The organism is Anaerocolumna xylanovorans DSM 12503 (assembly GCF_900143645.1).
Classification (GTDB): domain Bacteria; phylum Bacillota; class Clostridia; order Lachnospirales; family Lachnospiraceae; genus Anaerocolumna; species Anaerocolumna xylanovorans.
Genome location: NZ_FRFD01000003.1, coordinates 1,038,923 through 1,057,785, shown reverse-complemented (window position 1 = coordinate 1,057,785; position 18,863 = coordinate 1,038,923). Strand labels below are relative to the sequence as shown.

18 protein-coding genes are annotated in these 18,863 nt (G+C 45.7%); 1 reads left to right on the top strand and 17 read right to left on the bottom strand.

What is annotated here, in order from left to right:
* Positions 1 to 17: 17 nt before the first annotated feature.
* The 4 genes from BUF11_RS25020 to BUF11_RS04425 are packed head-to-tail and all read right to left on the bottom strand — an operon-like array spanning position 18 to position 3,947.
* Positions 18 to 992: a carboxymuconolactone decarboxylase family protein gene (locus tag BUF11_RS25020; RefSeq protein WP_139243267.1), complete on the bottom strand. Its 975-nt coding sequence runs from the start codon at positions 990 to 992 to the stop codon at positions 18 to 20.
* Positions 993 to 1,015: 23 nt separating this feature from the next.
* Positions 1,016 to 2,026, bottom strand: a complete 1,011-nt coding sequence (locus BUF11_RS04435) for an alpha/beta hydrolase (RefSeq protein WP_207665464.1) — start codon at positions 2,024 to 2,026, stop codon at positions 1,016 to 1,018.
* 54 nt (positions 2,027 to 2,080) lie between these two features.
* Complete coding sequence (locus BUF11_RS04430) at positions 2,081 to 3,079, bottom strand: aldo/keto reductase (RefSeq protein WP_073587541.1); 999 nt, start codon at positions 3,077 to 3,079, stop codon at positions 2,081 to 2,083.
* A gap of 19 nt (positions 3,080 to 3,098) precedes the next feature.
* Positions 3,099 to 3,947, bottom strand: a complete 849-nt coding sequence (locus tag BUF11_RS04425) for an aldo/keto reductase (protein WP_073587540.1) — start codon at positions 3,945 to 3,947, stop codon at positions 3,099 to 3,101.
* Positions 3,948 to 4,090: 143 nt separating this feature from the next.
* On the opposite strand from BUF11_RS04425, the gene BUF11_RS04420 reads away from it, so the two are divergent.
* Positions 4,091 to 4,933, top strand: coding sequence for a LysR family transcriptional regulator (locus BUF11_RS04420; protein WP_073587539.1), 843 nt, complete (start codon positions 4,091 to 4,093; stop codon positions 4,931 to 4,933).
* Positions 4,934 to 5,319: 386 nt separating this feature from the next.
* Here BUF11_RS04420 and BUF11_RS04415 read toward each other — a convergent pair whose 3' ends face one another.
* The 13 genes from BUF11_RS04415 to BUF11_RS04355 all read right to left on the bottom strand — a co-directional run bounded on the left by BUF11_RS04415 (position 5,320) and on the right by BUF11_RS04355 (position 18,857).
* A complete protein-coding gene (locus BUF11_RS04415; RefSeq protein ID WP_073587538.1) occupies positions 5,320 to 5,640 on the bottom strand; it encodes a type II toxin-antitoxin system RelE/ParE family toxin in 321 nt (106 codons plus the stop codon).
* The gene (locus BUF11_RS04410) at positions 5,630 to 5,893 is read right to left on the bottom strand and encodes a prevent-host-death protein (RefSeq protein ID WP_073587537.1); all 264 of its coding nucleotides are present in this window, start codon (positions 5,891 to 5,893) and stop codon (positions 5,630 to 5,632) included. The genes BUF11_RS04415 and BUF11_RS04410 overlap by 11 nt, the downstream gene beginning before the upstream one ends.
* A gap of 80 nt (positions 5,894 to 5,973) precedes the next feature.
* Positions 5,974 to 6,561, bottom strand: a complete 588-nt coding sequence (locus tag BUF11_RS04405; protein WP_073587536.1) for a DUF6550 family protein — start codon at positions 6,559 to 6,561, stop codon at positions 5,974 to 5,976.
* A 47-nt stretch (positions 6,562 to 6,608) separates the two neighbouring features.
* Complete coding sequence (locus tag BUF11_RS04400) at positions 6,609 to 7,088, bottom strand: hypothetical protein (protein ID WP_330393849.1); 480 nt, start codon at positions 7,086 to 7,088, stop codon at positions 6,609 to 6,611.
* Between the two features lie 8 nt (positions 7,089 to 7,096).
* On the bottom strand, positions 7,097 to 7,540 hold the full coding sequence (locus BUF11_RS04395; RefSeq protein WP_073587534.1) for a DUF4320 family protein: 444 nt from the start codon (positions 7,538 to 7,540) through the stop codon (positions 7,097 to 7,099).
* Between the two features lie 170 nt (positions 7,541 to 7,710).
* The gene (locus BUF11_RS04390; RefSeq protein ID WP_084558438.1) at positions 7,711 to 9,075 is read right to left on the bottom strand and encodes a S1 RNA-binding domain-containing protein; all 1,365 of its coding nucleotides are present in this window, start codon (positions 9,073 to 9,075) and stop codon (positions 7,711 to 7,713) included.
* Positions 9,076 to 9,099: 24 nt separating this feature from the next.
* The gene (locus BUF11_RS04385; protein WP_073587533.1) at positions 9,100 to 10,968 is read right to left on the bottom strand and encodes a VirD4-like conjugal transfer protein, CD1115 family; all 1,869 of its coding nucleotides are present in this window, start codon (positions 10,966 to 10,968) and stop codon (positions 9,100 to 9,102) included.
* Between the two features lie 50 nt (positions 10,969 to 11,018).
* Entirely contained in the window at positions 11,019 to 12,146 is a 1,128-nt protein-coding gene (locus BUF11_RS04380; protein WP_242952310.1) for a hypothetical protein, read from the bottom strand.
* Between the two features lie 121 nt (positions 12,147 to 12,267).
* Positions 12,268 to 12,939 (bottom strand): DUF6100 family protein, encoded by a 672-nt coding sequence (locus BUF11_RS04375; RefSeq protein ID WP_073587532.1) that lies wholly within the window; start codon positions 12,937 to 12,939, stop codon positions 12,268 to 12,270.
* Positions 12,940 to 12,952: 13 nt separating this feature from the next.
* Positions 12,953 to 13,474 carry a DUF5697 family protein gene (locus BUF11_RS04370; RefSeq protein ID WP_073587531.1) on the bottom strand — a complete coding sequence of 174 codons (522 nt, stop codon included), beginning with the start codon at positions 13,472 to 13,474 and terminating at the stop codon, positions 12,953 to 12,955.
* A 92-nt stretch (positions 13,475 to 13,566) separates the two neighbouring features.
* On the bottom strand, positions 13,567 to 16,518 hold the full coding sequence (locus BUF11_RS04365) for a TraG/VirB4 family ATPase (RefSeq protein WP_242952309.1): 2,952 nt from the start codon (positions 16,516 to 16,518) through the stop codon (positions 13,567 to 13,569).
* A 27-nt stretch (positions 16,519 to 16,545) separates the two neighbouring features.
* Positions 16,546 to 17,925, bottom strand: a complete 1,380-nt coding sequence (locus BUF11_RS04360) for a C39 family peptidase (protein WP_073587529.1) — start codon at positions 17,923 to 17,925, stop codon at positions 16,546 to 16,548.
* On the bottom strand, positions 17,925 to 18,857 hold the full coding sequence (locus tag BUF11_RS04355) for a hypothetical protein (protein ID WP_073587528.1): 933 nt from the start codon (positions 18,855 to 18,857) through the stop codon (positions 17,925 to 17,927). The genes BUF11_RS04360 and BUF11_RS04355 overlap by 1 nt, the downstream gene beginning before the upstream one ends.
* Positions 18,858 to 18,863: the final 6 nt, after the last annotated feature.

Below are 18,863 nucleotides of genomic sequence, written 5' to 3'. Positions count from 1 at the left end.
TGGAATAACCTCCATTTTTAATTAATTTTGCTGTAATCTTCATCTGTGACGGGCTCCAGCCATTCAACTGACGCTCCTTCTGCGGGTACGGAAAGTGCAACATGAACAAATCGGCTGTCCTTTGCCGCTCCGTGCCAGTGCTTTACCCCAGCAGGGATATTAACGACATCACCCGGTGTAAGCTTCTGCGGTGCTTCTCCCTCTGCCTGATACCAGCCGTTTCCTTCCGTGCAGAGAAGAATCTGTCCACCCTTATGATGGATATGCCAGTTATTTCGGCATCCTGGTTCAAAGGTGATATTGGTCACTCGCATCGGGTCGGTAACCAATGCGTTTACGAAACTCTGACCGCTGAAATATGCTGCATTTTCTGTATTCTCCAAGCCAAGACCGAAGAGCGGTCTTCTTAGCACCTTCTCATCGATCAGCGTTTTCCAGACGATCGTTTCTTCCACGGTAAAACCCTGCGACTGGCAGATACCGGTATGTGTTCGCAGCTGAGCCTCCGCTCCAGGAAGCGTTGCAATTACGCTGATTGTCACAAGCTCTCTTTCTTCCCTTGTCAGAATTCCTCTGGAAAAGAGATCACAAAAGAGATGCTCTTTCAGTAAATCATCGATCCCTGGTGCAAAGAGTGCATAGGCAGCTGTCGGACGAACCCCTGTCAATTCTTCCCTGATCTGTTTCCCGTATAAATTCTTATCCGTTCCTTCTGGCAAAGTCTCCGCCGCAGCGCCCTCGGTATCTTTGAGACCATTTTCCTCACGTTCTTTTAAGACTGACATCAGTGCTCCGATGCCATTCAGTGCCCTTGGAAATCCGCAGTAGGCATAGCAGTGCATCAGAATCTCACGAAGTTCACTGATCGTGAATCCATCCTCCAATGCGTCAGTCAGTTCCTTTTTTAATGAACTCATATCACCAACCGCCGCATAGGCAGCGCTTAGAGCGATGTGTGTTTTTCTTATCGATAAAATTTGCTCCATTTTCATCCCTAATCCTTTCGCCAAGACAATCACACCAGCTGATTCTCTCGAATCCAATGATTCATCAGCTCTGCGATTTCGACATTATTCTTTTCCAAAAACGGAAAATGTGAGTTTCCTGTAATTCCGATATCAGGGAGCGAAACGACCTTCGCATTCCCGCCATGACGATTAATGCATTCTGTAAAGAGTTCCGCCATCTCCTTTCGAGCTCTCCAATGATCCTGTGGCCAGTCCGTTGACGTTTTTCTCGGAATAAAATCACCATAGTAGATGCAGATAGGCATCTTTGTCAGACGCTTAAATTCTTCCATTGGAATGCCTGCAGCAGAAAGGGGACCAAAAGGACTTAAGGAGGTAATCGGGTCCGGTACCTCGCCCTCCGGGAATACAAAACCGCTTCCCGGCTCAAATGCAATCACGCCCTGCACCTTGTTGCTTAAGATGGCAGTTCTCCAGCCGGGGCCACAACCCTGTGAATGCGTTATAAGAATGCCTTTTTGCAGTTTCTCAAATAATGCTGCAATCGCATCTGCAATCACCTTCTCGTCGTAATTTCCGGTATTTGGCGTCATCCAGCGGAGGAACTGATCCATTGCCTCTGCTCCTTCCGGGAACTGCGTTCCCTCTCTGAGATTCGGCCATGTTCCCAGCCTCCAGGTATGATACCAGAGCTGGTCATCTGTTTTCCCTGAAACACTGCCATCCAAAGTGCTTCTGCCTGCTTTACCACGTCTCGGCTGGTCGACCAGATACACGCCATAGCCCTTTCTTAAAAAGAGGGTGTCAAAGCCTTCTCTACCGTCCGGTGTCATTCCCCAAGCAATTCCGGAGGACAAAGCTCCGTGGAGGAATACCAGAGGGTTTTGATTTTCCTTCGCCGGGAGCTGATACGATACATAAGCATGATCTCCGTGGAGTGTCTGTCCCGACAGATCTGCCGGATTCTCGTAATTTATCTTGCCCAATGTAGTTTTTATCACTCCTCCGGTCATAAAACTGCCCTGTTCTCTAATAATCAGGGGATTTTTTTCTGCCATACCATAACCTCCTTGTATACCGGACTTTTCAATAACAATCCACCTCTTTCCCGCTTATTTTGCAATCTCCGAGCCACCGAATACCTCCGACATCGGGATGACATTCAGTTTGGCCTCAATACTGCTGACCTCTTCCGCAGTCAGCTTCACATCTGCTGCACCACCGTTTTCCCGAATTCTTTCAACCTGTCTGCTTCCGGGGATTGGTACGATATATGACTTCTTGCAAAGCATCCATGCCAGAGAAATCTGTCCCATTGTCGCCTGCTTTTCTTCTGCCATCCCTTTGATCAAATCGAAAAGCTCTTTGTTCTGATCCATGGCCTCCACTTTAAATTGCGGCATTGCGCTACGATAGTCTAGCTTAGAATCAAACTTCGCATCCTTGCCATACGCACCAGTGAGAAGTCCATTTGCCATCGGTGAGAAAGCTACCAGTCCGATGTCCAGTTCTTCCAGCAGCGGGAAGAGTGCTTCATACCGTCGTGCCATCATGGAATATCGGTTCTCCACCGCTGTTACAGGGCAAACCGCATTGGCACGGCGCAGATAATCTTCATTCGCTTCAGAAATTCCCCAATGAAGGATTTTCCCTTCCCGCATCAGTTCTGACATTACACCGGCAACCTCTTCCGGAGCAATATCCGGATCGATACGATGCTGAAAGTACAAATCAATCCTGTCGGTCTGCAGGCGCTGCAGTGATCCTTCCACAGACCACCGGATCATATCGGGGCGAGCATCCGGGATAAGCCCATGATTTACCTTTCCATCATCCAGATCAAAATGGATACCGAACTTGCTGATGATCTGCACTTGTTCTCTGTATGGTTTCAGTGCTTCTCCCACCAGCCGTTCATTATCGTGCGGATCATCCTGTGTACCGTATACCTCCGCTGTGTCAAATAGCGTATATCCCATTTCATAAGCAGCCTGTATCGAGCGGATCGCTTCGTCTTTTTTTGACGGTACACCGTATGCATGGCTGAATCCCATACAGCCAAGTCCAACCGCTGAAACTTTGAATTCATTTCCAAGTGTTCTTATTTCCATCTCTGTTCTCCTCTCTGTTTTATTCCTGCCTGTCAAAGTCCGGTAAGAATTTGAGATATCCTTCCAGTGCTTCCTTTGTAGCCGTATAATATCTCATGTTCTTGTCTAAAGCAGCGATTTTCTGCATATCTTCATCCGTCAGAATGAAATCGAAGATATTTAAATTGTCTCTAATGTGTGCATCATTCTTCGAGCCGGGAATGACGACATTGCCAGCCTGAGTATGCCAGTGAAGGACGATCTGCACATTGCTTTTCCCATACTTTGCTGCAAGCTCTGTGAACACTGGCTCTTTTATCAGATTCCTGTCACCATGTCCCAGTGGATACCATGCCATGACGACAGTTCCCATATCTTTTAGAAACGCTTTGAGACCTGTCTGAGGATAGTAAGGATGCGCTTCCACCTGAACAACTGCGGGCTTGATTTCCGTGGCATCAACTACTTCCTGAATCTGTTCGATTGTAAAATTGGAGAGCCCAAGGCTCTTAACTTTCCCCGTCTTAACTGCACGTTCCATTGCCTTATAAGCACCGATATAATCACCGACCGGCTGATGCAGAAAAAGGAGATCGATATAGTCCGTATCTAGTCTTTTTAAGGTATCTTCGATTGCCTGGTCTGCTGTTGCATAGGCACTCGGCCACAGTTTCGTGGACAAATAGATATTTTCTCTCTTCAAACCGGAAGCCTTCATCCCTCGTGCCACAGCTTTCTCATTCATGTATGCATTTGCCGTGTCTATTAGGACATATCCATTATTCAATGCAGAAATCACAGCTGCCTCTGCATCCTTTGGTTCCATCAAAAAAGTTCCGATTCCGGCTAAAGGCATCTCTGTTCCATTATTTAGTTTTAAATATTCCATATTTAATCTCCTCATTCTCATGTCTAGTATACAATCTCTGTTTGTACAATGAAATTTTATCGTATTTTTTTAAAAGAGTACAATATTTCTTACGCATTGTGCTATACTTGAGACGTATACTAAAAAAGGAGTGATCTGATCATATGATTGAAATCTATTTACTGGAACACCTAAGAGCGTTTTATGAATGTGGTACTTTATCAGCAGCTGCGGAACAACTCCATATCGCGCAACCATCTGTGTCCCGCTCCATGCAAAAGCTGGAGGACATATTGGAAGTTACACTGTTTGAACGCCAGAAAAACCGAATTATACTGAATGAGACCGGAAAACTTGCTGCCGAATATGCCAAACGGATTCTCGAAGATGAGGAAGAAATGAAAGCTCATATTAAGGCTTATGACAGGAGCCTTAATACCTTAACCATTGGAAGCAGTGCCCCTGGTCCACTCATGGAACTCCTGCCCACTGCCACAGCAAATCTATCGGGCATGACATTATCCTCTGCTGTCGATACGGAAGAAAATCTGCTTAAAGGACTTTGGAATTTAGACTATGGCATGATTATATTGACGAAACCACTACCTGATGAGGATTTCATATGTAAAGAGTACCGGAGTGAGCAGTTGATGTTGTCAGTGCCACCTTTTCATCCTGCTGCATCTTATAAAAAAATTACTTTTGCAGACATGGATGGACAAAATTTCATCATGTATGCGCATGTTGGTTTCTGGGAAGATGTCGTTCGGGAAAAGATACCTCATGGCAAATTTTTTAAACAAGAAGATATGGACGCAGTTGGTGAGCTTGCAAATTCTTCAGATCTTCCTTCTTTTTCAAGTGATATAACGCTCCGAATGATACCTTCCCGGCGTAACAACAGGATTAATATACCCTTTTCCGATCCTGAAAGTCGAGTAACTTATTACTTAATCGCACTTACAAAGACAGAGAAGTTGCTTCAACCTTTACTGAAAGATCTATAAATTACTTACACCCTGCATTTAATTATACTTCATGTCAAAGACAGAATTGGTTGAAAATCCGGTTAAGCTAATTTTCCAAAATATGCAACAGTATATGATTTGTTGCTAAAATCAACAGATGCTGAGGCTGTCGAATTATTACTGACACGTATAACAGTAATGCGCACACCATCTTCACCACCATTCCAATAATTGTCCCGGTTTCTTATCGGAATCTTCTTTATCTACTGGCACATTCATGACTTTTGATACAATTACTCAGATGAAGACCAGAACATATTACTGTTTGAAACAGGAGTACTGAACGTATTATTTCACTGATCAGATTCCTGTTATCGAAAAAACGCAGCCAATTACGGCTGCGTTTTTTGTATAATACTACTGTCTTATAACAGATTATGATATTCACGTGCTCCGTACAGAACCCGCATAATAACAACCTGTTTTTGTTCCGGATTGATAAGATGGAATACCAAATAGTTTTGAACGACCAGCTTTCGGTAGCCTTTAGAAGCCAAATATGGGTCAGCTACTTCGGAGCCGATATATGGAAACTGCTCAAGACGGCTGATGGATTTTTCCATCTCATTCATCAAATCTTCTGCTGCCTGTGGATTTACAAGTATTTCGCTGATGTAGGTATCAATTTCATCCAGATCTTCATAGGCCAACGGTGTATAAAGGATATGAAAAAAATCATTTTCCATGTTTTTTCCTCAGTTTGTCAAACACTTCACTGCCTGTTAATAGCGGAACACCATCTTCTAATTGCTTTTCTGCAGCTCCCAGTTTTCGATAAACATCCAGAAGACCAAACTGTTTTTCGTAGGTGTCCAAGCTCATAACGACGAGATGACCACTTCCATTCTTAGTAATAAAAACTGGTTCATTTTTTTGATAGCACAGTTCGGAAATTTTTCCGGTATCTCTAAGGTCCGCCATAGGACGAATAGTAGGCATAAAATCAACTCCTTTCATGCCTATATTATACCATGGAATATGAGCAATATTCAATGCAAATTATGACTAAATATTGTACATTAGTCCATACTACCAATTTGTTTATCCGGGTCTCCATCATTATCGGTTGGAATCCCCACACCTTCTTCTATGGTTATCCAACCAAAGGCGGCATCATATACCTGTCCTTTTTCATTTTTACTGCCAGGCACAGGAGTATCCGACTGTGAAGCCTTCTGTTTGGATGGTGTTACGGTAGGATCTTTGTGAGCCGTATCGGAAGAACTTGCTTTCACCTTGGTTTTTCCCTCCGGTACAGCCGGTTCTTCCGGCTGTACCGGAGAAGGATCGGTAAATTCTACGACAGTCTGGTTTTCGTCACTTTCCACTGTCTTCGGGTAATCTGCTTTTGTATCAGATTTTTCAACAGCTTTTGAAGTGGGGACCGGGCTTACCGTTACGGTAGGTTCCTGTGCTTCCTTGGCTGCGGTATCCTCATTCCAGCTTTCCGCCTGGGTTATAGTCGGTGTCGGTTCCGGTACAAATTCCGTTTTTTCGGTTCCCCGTGGAATCAGGCAGACCGCAAGGATACCCACACACAAAACCGCAAGGGTACCGGCGATAAATGGTTTCGATGTTACTGTTTTTTTCAGTTTTATGATGTTCATCTCCTTTTATACTCTATACAAATTTCGGATACTTTTTTCAACACCCGTCAAAATTTTGTATTGTGGTGACCGGTCAGACGGATCTCCCTGGTAATTACAGGGTACCTGTTACCAAACATTGTAACATAAAATTCGGCATTACAGGAAAAAATATACTCAATTCCGTCACCATCCTGTACAAATTCCAGTCTGATATTTTTGATGCGGTAATCCTCTGTTTCCAGTGGAATGTTTTCTGCGATGTCATCCTCGGCCATCTCCTCTAGCCGCTGTATGTAAGTACTGCTGGAATAAAGGGTATGGATGTATTCAGCCATGTTGGTTTCCCGTTGCGAACGGTAGGTATCTGCATAGATACTGGCGCTCAGATTGTTGAGTTCCATCTTAACACTGTTTCGGATGTTGATGCTGTTAATCTTTACGGTGGAAAATAAGAGTAAAAAGGAAACCAGCATAACCAGTGCGAGCATGATGAAACAGGTAGTAAAGGTCATATCGCCCCGGTCATTTCGCAAATGCTTTTTCATATACCTCCTCATTTCCAGTACCTCTCACTCACACCGGCTCCTTTGGCAACGACCGTGATCTTTACCAGATTGAGATTCCAGAATCCACCGAGGCTGGCTCTTCCTGTGACGGTAAGGTAAAACGGAGTGCCTAATTGGATGGCTTTCTCCATACCGGATGGCCGCGGGGAATAGTAGTCGGCATTGATACTGTAGGTAATATTGGTGGCTCCCTTTATTTCTCCACAAAGATATTGAAATAAATCTTCGGTATCCGAATTAATACCTCCGGCGAGCTGGATTTGTTTGACCATCTGATCCGCACAGTGGTCAAGCTGCTGCTTGGTGGAAATAATGCTGAACAGGTTAAGGATGAAAGCCAGAACAATGACCGCAATGAAAATGTAAACCACGGTGCTGATGTAATTGGCTTCGCCCCTGTCCGATTTCAAAATCCGTTTGATATGGCACAAAAGATAACACCTGCCTTTCCGGGAACGCAAAAGCCGCCGACCAGAAATGATCAGCGACTTTTGTTTTGCGTTCCATATTTTTAACTGTACTTAGTATAGCAGATTATGATTTGCATGAAAATCGCAAAACTCTGCCGTTTTCATTTCTTTTCATGCCAATGCTGTGCCAATTACAGATTCTGCTTAATAATCCTCGTAATGATGCCCACAGCTACTCCACGTTCCTCATCAATGTGGGTAACTGCAAAGCTGACATCATCCTTTTTACCGGGCATCCGGTTGTCGTAGCAGGAGTGAGCAATAGCATTGACACCAATGGACAGACGGATAAAAACGACACCCTTGTGGATGTCGGTAACCTTGCCCGCATACTTACCCTGCACCCTGCACTTACTAAGATTTTCCCGGCCAGTATTGCTGGTAACGCTTTTTACATCTGCTTTCACAACAATATCCTCTACCAAGTCCCTTTTTACACTCAGTATGCGAACCAGGATTTCATCGCCTACGCTGAAACGCTCATGGGCATCACCAAGCCAATCCCAGGAAAGATCACGTGCCAGAATGGAACACTCCACGCCGAAGATTTCCACCCGGAGCACTTTGTCGGCCACTGCTATAACACGAGCTTGGACAATTCTGTTTTCATAAATACGGTACATACCGGAAGCATCTGTCTCCATATAAAACAGCTGGCGTTTTTTTAGCATAGCGTCTCTGCGGCTAGCAACTACACTGCGGGTTTTGGAGTCAATGCCTTTTACCACAAAATCAATTTCTGCGCCAAGCATGGTACCTAAAATCTTACTCTGGCGGAGCATCATTTCTCCGTAATCCGCTGCATTTTCCTGTGACAGCTTGATCATCATCTCTTTCATCGGGATGACAATCCGCATCTCCTTATAATAGACAATAGCAATCGTTTTGCCGTTTTCTGTCTGTTCAATACCTCCCAGTGTACCAGTAAGGATTTTTCGGGTGCGGTAAGCATTGTGAATTTCATGCCAGACCATTTCCTCCCGGTCATCCGGTGTCTCCACTTCTGCACGGGATTCAATGGTAAGTACAGAAGGGGTGGCTGCACGTTTTCTGGCGGTTCGCTTTCCTGTTTTTTCGGCAGATGTAACGGCGTCTTTCCCTTCGATAGCTTCCTCAAGGTTTTCACCATTTGAAGCAGTTTCTGCTCTTTTTTGACGAACTGTCCTCTTCACTTTCTCCGGCTCAGATTCTGAATGACCGGTAGTGGCTTCCTTTTCTTCCATGGATGCTTCCGGTATTGGAGCAGGTTCTTCCTGAAGCGGTTCTATGCCGTCAGGGGACTGCTCAAAATCAGCCGGTAATTCGCTGGACAAATCCATTTCCGGCAACGCCGCTTCTTCCGCCAGCTGAAAATCCTCTTCCGCATCCGCCAGAAGTTCTTCGGATACTGCATCCTCCAGAAGCACCGGAGCTTCGTTTTCTGAAACCGTCACGTTCGTTTCTTCAACTGCAGTAAGGTTTTGTTCCATTTCTTCGTTCTTCTTTGTTCTTGCCATAATGTTTTTCCTCCTAATTTTTATTTACGACATGATAGAATCCTTGTCGGTCTGAATAATTGCCGGCTTTTTACCGGCTTCCTGGGATGGTTGCTTTGCCTTATCCTTGGTTTCTGCTTCCGGAACCGGAGGTACTTTGGTCTTCTTTTGCGCCGGTCTCTTAGCCGCTCCCTTTGGTGCGTTGAATTCCGGTTCATCTGCCTTGGTAAGCCAATCCGGAATATGACTGGATGCCTTGCTTGGAGAGAGCTTTTTTGCTTCCGGGTGGAGGGAGTAATCGTATTTGTCCACTTTTAAAACCTTCTGTCCGCGGAGAATGACCAGTGCTTTATCTACCGGCAAACGAAGAACCTCATCCATTGTCAGCAGCTTACGCTTGCCAACGGAACTGGTTTCCCGGTATTCCGGCGTATAATCAGAGATACGCCAGGTACCCAGCTGCTTGGCTTTGCTGGCGACCCCAATCGTAACTTCGCCCGTGCGGTCACTGATAAATTTAGCCGTAAGCTCATCAGTACACCCAAGAAAGAGCTGAACATCACAGTTCCCGATGATTTCCTGCCACTGGTTGTCTGGATACCGATTCTGCATTTGAGCCAGGTTTTGGAAAATGACGCTCAAACTTATTCCCCTACTTCGTATGGTGCTGCTTTTTTTTGTCAGGTCCCAAATTGTTCCAATGTTTGCAAGCTCATCAGCCAGGATATGAACATCTACTGGAAGGCGGCCGCCTTTGCCGTGGATGTCAGCATAGCGCACCAACTTGATGAACAGAAAGGACAGAAACAGTGAAGAAAGAAAATCAAAGGTACTGTCCTGATCGCTGGTAATACAAAAGTAGGCGCATTTTTCCTGCCCCGGCAGCGTCAGGTCAATTTCATCAAAGCTGGTAATCCTACGGATCAGCTTGTTTTGAAACACTTGAAGTCTTGTACCAAGTCCGATGATGATGCCGCTCCGGACCGTATCTCCTGCCTGTTTAAAAATGTTGAAGGGTGCTTTTGCGGGGTGTCCCACAGGCAGAACCTCGAAGAGGCTGTTCAATTCCTTTTCGGAATTAAGTGTAAGTAGTTGGTATACTTGGCCGATATTTTTGCCCTCTGGCGGATATCCCTGTTCCACATAGAGTACCAAAGCCTTTAGCAAGTTAAGCTCGCTGTTGTCCCAGAAATGATCACCCTTTTCTGAACCGGTATTTTTTATAACTACATCCGAAAAAAGTTGTGCCATGAGTTCCTGACCCTCAATTTCCGCAAGACAGTTCCAGGAATCGGAGTTCTGCGGATTTACCAAATTGAAGACTTTTACGGTATATCCGTTTTGACGCAGATACTCACTCATATCTTCGTAAAGTTCGGATTTTGGATCTGTAATAATCAGGGATTCCCCACGGGCAACGCACTGAAATATCATGTTTCTGGCATATGCACGAGATTTCATAGAACCTGGTGCGCCGTATACCGCAATATTTTTGTTCATCCGGGTCTTTTCCGGCACGCATACGATTTTTCCATCTAATTTGCCCAGAATAGTACCCCTGGATTTACGGATGTCAGTAACAAGCTCCAGCACTTCATCCCGCTCATCCTCTGTCATAAAGCCGGCGGTTCCATAGGTGCCCTTTCGGGAATAGGTCAGGTTGCGTTCCCTGTCATACTCGCCCTTGTCGCCAAAACCCAGTTTCATTACCAGTGCAAAGAGTAAAATAAGAAGCACCGCACAAAGAAAAATCCCATACAATCCGTATGGGAAATCAAAAACTGCCTTTAGGCATTCTATTGGGGAGACAGAAGGTACAAGAGGCGCCGTACCATCACCGGGGTAACCTCCGTTCCGTTGCCACCGGTTGTAATTTCCGATGAGCTGGGATAGATACCCTCCGGCGTAGAGCATCGCAAGTAAAATAGGAATTAGAAATAGCAGCTTCCACAGCTTCTTTGTTTTCAGGGGAAAAACCTCCTCTCGAATTTATTCAGGTCAATGGTCTGGATTTGAATCTGGGTTCCGCAGAATCGCTGCAGGACTTCTTTTTGAAAATCGAAACAGATCAGCGTTCCTGTCTTTCCCTGCAGGTTCAATGCCGCAGAGAAGCGGGTAATGCGCGGCATATCGCAAAAGTAGGCAAACAGTACCGGATTTCCTTGTTCATCCACGGCATCATTTTCAATCAGCATAGCCGTATGGGGTGGATACAGCCCACCCATGAGCATCTGATGTAGCTCATCGTGTTTTTCAGAATCACAAAGCAATCGAAGCAATACTTCTCCGGCATGGTCATTGGTCAGGAACAGAAAGCTGTCATAATTCCCGTCCAGAACGAAATAGCTGCGCCTTGTGCCACCCGTACTGGTCAGTAGTTGATAGGCCATTTCCATACTCTCTCCCAACACCAATCCCTTCACATTTTCAGCGTGGTATTGATTGGGAAGCCGTTGGTAGCAAAGTACCTGCTTTACCAACGCTTTGGTGCGCATTTCTGATTTATACTCCCACTTCATTAAGGCGTCGGCGGTATTATAAGTTACATACAAATCCCTTGCCGTCAGCAGGATACCCACTGTACGGGCTCCCCGGACTTTCACAACCTCATCTCCCAATTCCTTGATTTCACGGGAGTTGTAAAAGGCTGCTTTTTCAATTGTGAGCGGTTCCGAAAGAATGGTACCCTCCGGATAAAAAACATCCGGCTTTTCATCCCGAAAGATAGAAACGCCGGCATTCCTCATTGTGACAGTGGCCTCGGCAACCCGATGCAGCCGGAGCCTTCGGGGTACCTCACTCCTGACAATGTTTGTATCCGTGTTACCGGTAAGAAAAAATGCAAATCGCTCCTTCTCCTCTGCAAGCAGCAATTCTTTTGCTTTGGCGGTTAGCCTGTGCCCACGGAGCTTATCCTTATAGAAAGTACGAATCAGCTTTTTGTCCCGTAAGGATGTAAAAAGCTTTTCCCCATAACTTACACTTCCAACGAGCCTGGGAATCTGACTGGCAGGCAGCTCACCTGATACTGCAATGAGGCTGAGGAGCAGGTATGCCTGCGTATCCTTTTCTATTGCGTCAATGACTGTCACCTCCTCAAAAAACTACCGTACTGGCTGAAGACTCCGGTAAAAAAACATCGGTAAATAACGTGCAAAAGCCCAGGTTTTATAATGAGTTCCGGCGGCTCTTCATGTGTCGGGAAATTTTCCTTTAAAAACCGGAAAAATCCGATATGCCTTCCGCCCTGTTTAAACGGGCAATCAGCCACTTTGGAAAACGGCCTTTTTCCATAATGAGAATACGGGTACAGTCGGTTTCTCCAAGTTCTGTTGTGTTGTAAGCATCACAGTATCTTCCACCGTCATCCGTCATAAAAAAAGTAGCGACCATATCCAATGCCTGTTTCAACTCCATATTGTCATAATCCCGGATGCGGCGGGAAGGGAGCTCGCGGTTGTAAATGCTGACAAAACAGATCACACAGTCCTTAAATTTATGTACCCGGTGCCTGTCTGTATAGTCACTTAGTGCAAAGTACAAGGAATCCATTAAAAATTCAGAGCTTTGCCATTGTTTGCGACCAGGCAGCAGGCTGGGAAACGTAACTTCCAGGATACCATCGTTCTCCTCTATGTTAATCCCCTGTATCTGCGCAGCGGACTTCATATATTCCGTCTTTTTGATACAGGTGGTCATATAAATAACATGACGCAGGCGGCAGGCAATTTGCTCCCCACGCAGGGCAGCATCTGTAGCGAGCGTTTCGTAATTTTCCATATACCGCTGAATATCTGTCATGCTCATACCATACAAGGTATTTTGCAGGCGGGATAATTCATCTAATATTACATTAATTCGTTTATAAATGATTTGTCTTTCCATAACATCCTCGCTTCTATTCAAGTTTGTAATAACAGGTAGAGCCGTCCGAACCGACGGTACAGAAACCGGAGACACCCGGAATATGCAAGGTTTCAATCTGTTCCGGACTCTCTACCAGAATAATCCGGCGTGCTTCCTCTTTACAGGAAACGGCATGCCCTATCAAAATCTCCTGTCCATAAGGAACATGAATGATTTCATACATTTCCCCGTCACAGAAAAAGCTTATTTTGACCGGAAAATCACTGGCCGTATGGTACTCCACTCGTGCTATAAAGTCCAACAGGACCCAAAAAGCAGCAATCATACCCATATCAGGATTTGATTCACATTCCTGATTGGCCGAAAGCCGCCCGGTTGTGGGATTATAAAAAAACCGCCCCTGCCGGATTAGCACGGACAGCAGATTTTTAATACTGCTTTCCTTTCCCGGAAAGAGACGGTAGACCTGTTCGCTTGTCAGGGTCTTGTAGAGTGTAATCACACGAACAATCTCCTTTGCCTCATTTGAATACATGTCTTCACGGGTTTTCACAATGGTGTTGCCTCCTTTCCTAATGCGTATTCATTCCGCATAAAGAACGTAATCCGTTCGGTTGTACGTATTAAATGCGTGTTATATGCGCATTATCCCACCTGCTGTTTTTTCTGGCGTGCAATTAGTTCCTGCAGTTCCCGGCGGTCAGTAGTAATCAATTCCTTTTCGAGTTCGCTGGCTTTAAACTCCACTGTGATATTATTGTTGTTGGTGGAAATCAATCCATTGCCGCGCTCAAAATGAGTAATCTCCATAACCTCTGCCTCTGACAGATGCAGAATTTCCTGAACACGCTGTGCCTCTTCATCTTCCAGGTTGAGAATAATTTTAGTCTTGGCATTGTTGATAATACCTTTTCCATACTTGCCTTCTTCCAGAGCAAAGAAGTCATTCAGATCCTGTGTGGCGCAAATCGCACTGCCACCGTAGCCTCTGATAATTTTGAAGATTTCCAGCACAAATTCCGCTGCAAGCCGGTTTGATGCTGCTCCGATCAGCTGCCATAATTCATCAAGGAAAATGGCTTTTTCTACGGTGCGGTCTTCCTTCGCTTTGTCCCAAACATAATCCAGGGCAACAAACATACCGACAGTCAGAAGATCGCCGGTAAGTTCAGAAATATCCAGTACCGTGTACTTGTTGTCAAGATTAACGTTGGTCTGCTGGTTAAAGGTACTGGCAGAACCATTGACCAAACGGTTCAGGATATTGGCAAGACGTTTGGTTTCCGGATTTTTCTTCAGGATTTCATACAGGTCGCCAAGCACCGGCATCTCACGATAGTGACCCGGTCTTTCCGGATCTTCTAAGCTGTCATTGTTATGGGTAATTCCCTTGACCATGTAGGTTTTTATCAGTGCATCATCCAGAAGCTGCTTTTCTTCATGGTTCATGTCCGGAATCAGCAGACTGAAAAAAATGTGCAATCGCTGGATTTTAGCAGCCAGCTCCGATTTATCCAGAATTGGGCCGTCCAACAATTCGCTTGTGCTTCGGTCAACCCGGCGAATCTCCATCACATTGATACAGTTATGGGACGCAGGCGAAATCTGTATGAATTCACCGCCGATATTAACACAAGCCCGATAAAACTCATGACCTTTCAGCGGCGCAATAATGAATGTCTGTATATTTTTTCGCCGCATCCGTAACGCCATAAGCTGCAGTGTAAAGGTTTTACCCGCACCGCTTGTGCCAAGGATAGCCATGTTTGCATTTTTGTAGATGCGGCTGTTGAAGATGTCTACGATGATGAGGGAATTATTGTGTTTGTTTACTCCCAGCAGAATACCGTTGTCATCGCACATTTCAAAACTCGTAAACGGATAGCAGCTTGCAGCTCCCAGAGTCAGTACATTACGTTTCCCTCTCTCATAAAGCTTTTTCTCCAGTGAAACAATGGGCAGTGCCGATAAAAAAGCCTGCTCCTCACGAAAAGAGCAGGTACAAACGTCCATATCCTGTGAAATTAAAAGCTTTTTCATTTCCGCTTCCCGCCATTCCAGTTCCTGCAAAGTATCGGCGGTAATGGTTATGAGAATGTTCATGTAATAGAAATCCTCGTTGTTGGAAACACCTTCTTTCAGAAAGTAGCCGCTACGTATGGCACCATCCAAATCATCAAAATCTGAATTTGTATCGGAAGTTTCCTTAATCTTGGAACGGTTAATACGAAGCTGTTGACCGAGCTTTTGCATAATCCGCTCCTTTGGCTGTCGCTGCAAGTATAAGTCCAGATCAATGCCTTCTCCGGCATTAACCAGAAGCGACAGCCATCCAGCGCATACCTGGGACTTGTATCCCGACGAAGGCACCAGCAGATAGGCATGATATACGCCATCCATCTGAATGTAATGTCCATGTTCAAAGTTGATGCTCTCCGGAGCTAAAAACTCCGTGACCGGAATATCGTCAATGGCTTCCGCTGCCACATATCTCCCAATAACCTCCCGGATATGCTCCTGCAAAGGCTTGTCTGCACTGCTGTGACGGTTCAAAAGGTTATACAGCACATCGGTAGAGGCTTCATTTTCATCCTCCCAGACCAACACCTCATTGCCGCACTGGCGAAGATAATTCGTTGCTGTCCTTGCCGCTGTCTGGAGAAAAGCTGTCGCTTCGTTTTCATCCTCGCTTCGTCTGCCATTCCACGGCTCATATTCAAAAATGATAAAGAAGCGACGGGTAATGGCCTCTCTGGAACCGATTTTGCGGATCAACTGCGTGTAATCCTGCTGCAGCAATCTGCATCTTTCATCTGTTTCATTTTCCATCTCACATTCAACAGTCTGCAGATGCCTGTTTATATCAGCTCGTTTGGTAAGCACTTTAAACTGCATTTTAACAGGGCTTATTTTAAGGTAAGAAATAAAGGAATAAATGATGTTCCTCTGTTCTCTGGCACTACGAAGCAGGAAATTGACCGGCACGACTTCCACAATTTTCACATACCGATGGTCTTTGGTGTAAATGACCCCATTTTCAATTTTTTTGATGGGAAGATATTCTGCCACCGGATTTAGATAACGGCTGGGAGCTTCCTGCTTGCGTGACCTGCGCTCTTTTTTCGGCTTTTCCCCGGACTTGTTCAAATCCGGTGTCTTTTGTTTGACTTTATCAAACCGTGCTTCCTGGATCTCGTCATATTCAGCAGGAAAGTCCTCTTTCTTCGCCTTTTTTTCTTTCGCCGGCTTCTGTCCCTTATTCCTCACAGGCCGTTTCTCTGGTACCGTCTCTTCCGCAATTCCCACCACACGTCGGTTTTTCAGGTACTTCAAAAAGATAAAGCCAAAGGAAGAGAGGCTTTCGCCTGCTACGCCAATTAAAGCCAGCAGGGCAAGGGGCAGGGAAGTAAGGCACAGAAGGATAATCCGGGTTGTCAAAGAGAATCCAAGATTAAAAACCGGAATTCCCACAGCCAATGCAAGTATGCCTGCTTCGATAGCATTGCGCACCTTAAACATCCCACCAAAAAAGGTTCCGCTTTCAATAAAGTTTGGCGGAATATAGTAAATATCACGTTCTTCTTGCTTATTGCTCAAGTTATTCGACCTCATTTCTGCTGCGGATTAGCCGATGATCCAGAACGGACCACCGGCCGCCGCTCGTTTGCTTGCTTCCTTGAGGATAATGGATAAATCCCATTTCTTCTGACTGCGCGTATAGCTGGCTGGGTCAGCCACCAAAATCTCGCCTTCCGAAGTCACGCCACGCAGAACAATGAAATGCCCCGAACTGGTAAAATGGCCTTTTGACATAATTGCTACTACCAGCTTACCGGAAGTAAGCGCATCCACAATCCTTTGCGGCTCCGAAGCGCTGCAGCCCTCCACCGGAAGATTCCACGCTTTCGCAGCTCCTGGAATCAGTGCGTGATAAGAACCACTTTTACTGCACCAATAACCATTTTTGTATGACCATTCTGCCATTTGAATGGGATCAACCGTTTCACCGGAAAGGGAAGAAACCACGATAGACATCGAGGTTGGCCCACAGCCATAGCCTCCGATATTGTCCTTACCATAGGGCTGATTTGCAAACCGTTCATCAAGCTGGTTGAAATAGACAACCGGCGTGGAACCATCAGAAAAAGTTACACCCTCATAGGATGGGCCAAGGATAAACTCATCATCTACCAGACCCTGGAATAGCCCGTCGCCCAGATATACACTCAAGTTGTAAGCATAATCATTAGCCAACGTCTTTTGTTCCTCTGATAGCTGAAAGATGTGATCGGCAAAGTAATCCTCTCCGTTATAAACAACCGTGTAAATCATCCACTCCTCTGTGGTAGTGGTTTCTTCTCCGGTATCAGGATCAACTGATGTGGATTCCCGGGTTTCCTCTGTCCGGGTAAAACTGTACAAATGCTTTTTAGCTCCTCGCAAAATCTGTTCCATATCGGATACGGTAATACTCTGGTAATCCTTTTCTTTTGCGGCACAGTATTGGCAGATAATGAGGTTTGTGCTATAGACCAGATTTCCGGCATACGGGTTAATGACTTCCTTCTCATCGCCTCCGGATGCCGAAAAGTCATCGTCGATACGTGCCAGTACATCCTCCAGTCCTTCACCCAGAATACTGCTGATGCTAAAAGAGATGTTATTGACATTCTCTACCACGGCAGCATCATTATTGAGAATAGGCGTCTGGCTGGAATTCGCAGCATTTCCGGAACCAAATCCTCCGAAAATCAATCCGGGAAGCATTAAAATAAAAAGTACCGGCAATAGCAAAAGGAATGCTGCAGCCAGTACAATTTTTAGTACGGTTTTTCTATTTGACCACAGTGCCCCTGCAACCGCTCCATATGGCCCGCCGGCTGCCGCTCCTTTGGTAATGCCTGCGATTGCCTTTCCTGTCTTAACGGCTCCCCTGATAGCCTGGGCTGTGTTTGCACCCTTTTCCAGAGCTTCGGACGCACTGTTTCTGTTTTCTTCTGCCATTAGCTCTTATCCTTTCTGTGGGGCATTCGTGGAAGCTTTTGCACAATACTTTCATTGTAGGCAATCTTTCCGTCTGCCTCCATATAAGGCTTCCTTTCCACAGTGTCAGCCGCATACTGCTTATACCACTCAGAACCATCGGCGGCGGTTACTGTGCTATAATCGCTTTCCGGAGCCATATACTGATCTGCACTGTACATTCCAAACTCAATTCCATTGGGATGCTCTACTGTGGATTCAGTTCCGGTAATGCACCCACCACCGATCTCTACCTTTGAAAATGCTGGGGCATCTGACTGCCCGGTATATCCCATGAAGGAATGCATCGCCTTAACGGCGGTCTCTCCGGTCATAGTGCCTGTAGATGAAACGCTGCCTCTGGCTACCGACCCGATGACATTGTTCGCAAAGGAGCCACCCTTTTCCATAGACGAAGAGAACATTCTTCCGCCCATTCCACCACTGCTCTGGCCTGTAGCGTGCCTAACGGCTCCACTTCCAAACTGTCTGCCGACGACTCCGGCAAGCCCTCCGCTCATAGCACCCATCACACCGGCAGCACCTGCCGCCCCAGCTGCTCCGGCTGCACCGGCCGCTCCACGGGCTCCTTTCCCAACAAAAGAACCTCCAAAGTTCTTTGCAGTTGTAAGGCCTCTGGCAGCAATTACTGCCTCTGCCATCATAGACCCTCCGGTATGCCCCACGTTAATTCCAAGGCTTGACATAAAACTGTCTATCTTCTGACTGACTTTTAAGAACGCTACTGCGCATAAAAACCAGATAAACACATTGCCTGCAACAGCTTCCTTACCGGCGCTGTCCACCGCCGCCTGTGCGTCACTTTCAGAAAACGCAAGGGCTGTCGTGGAAAAACAGCTAAATAAAGCTGCCATGACAATCAATACTGCTATTATCTTCTTATATTTTTTCATAATCGT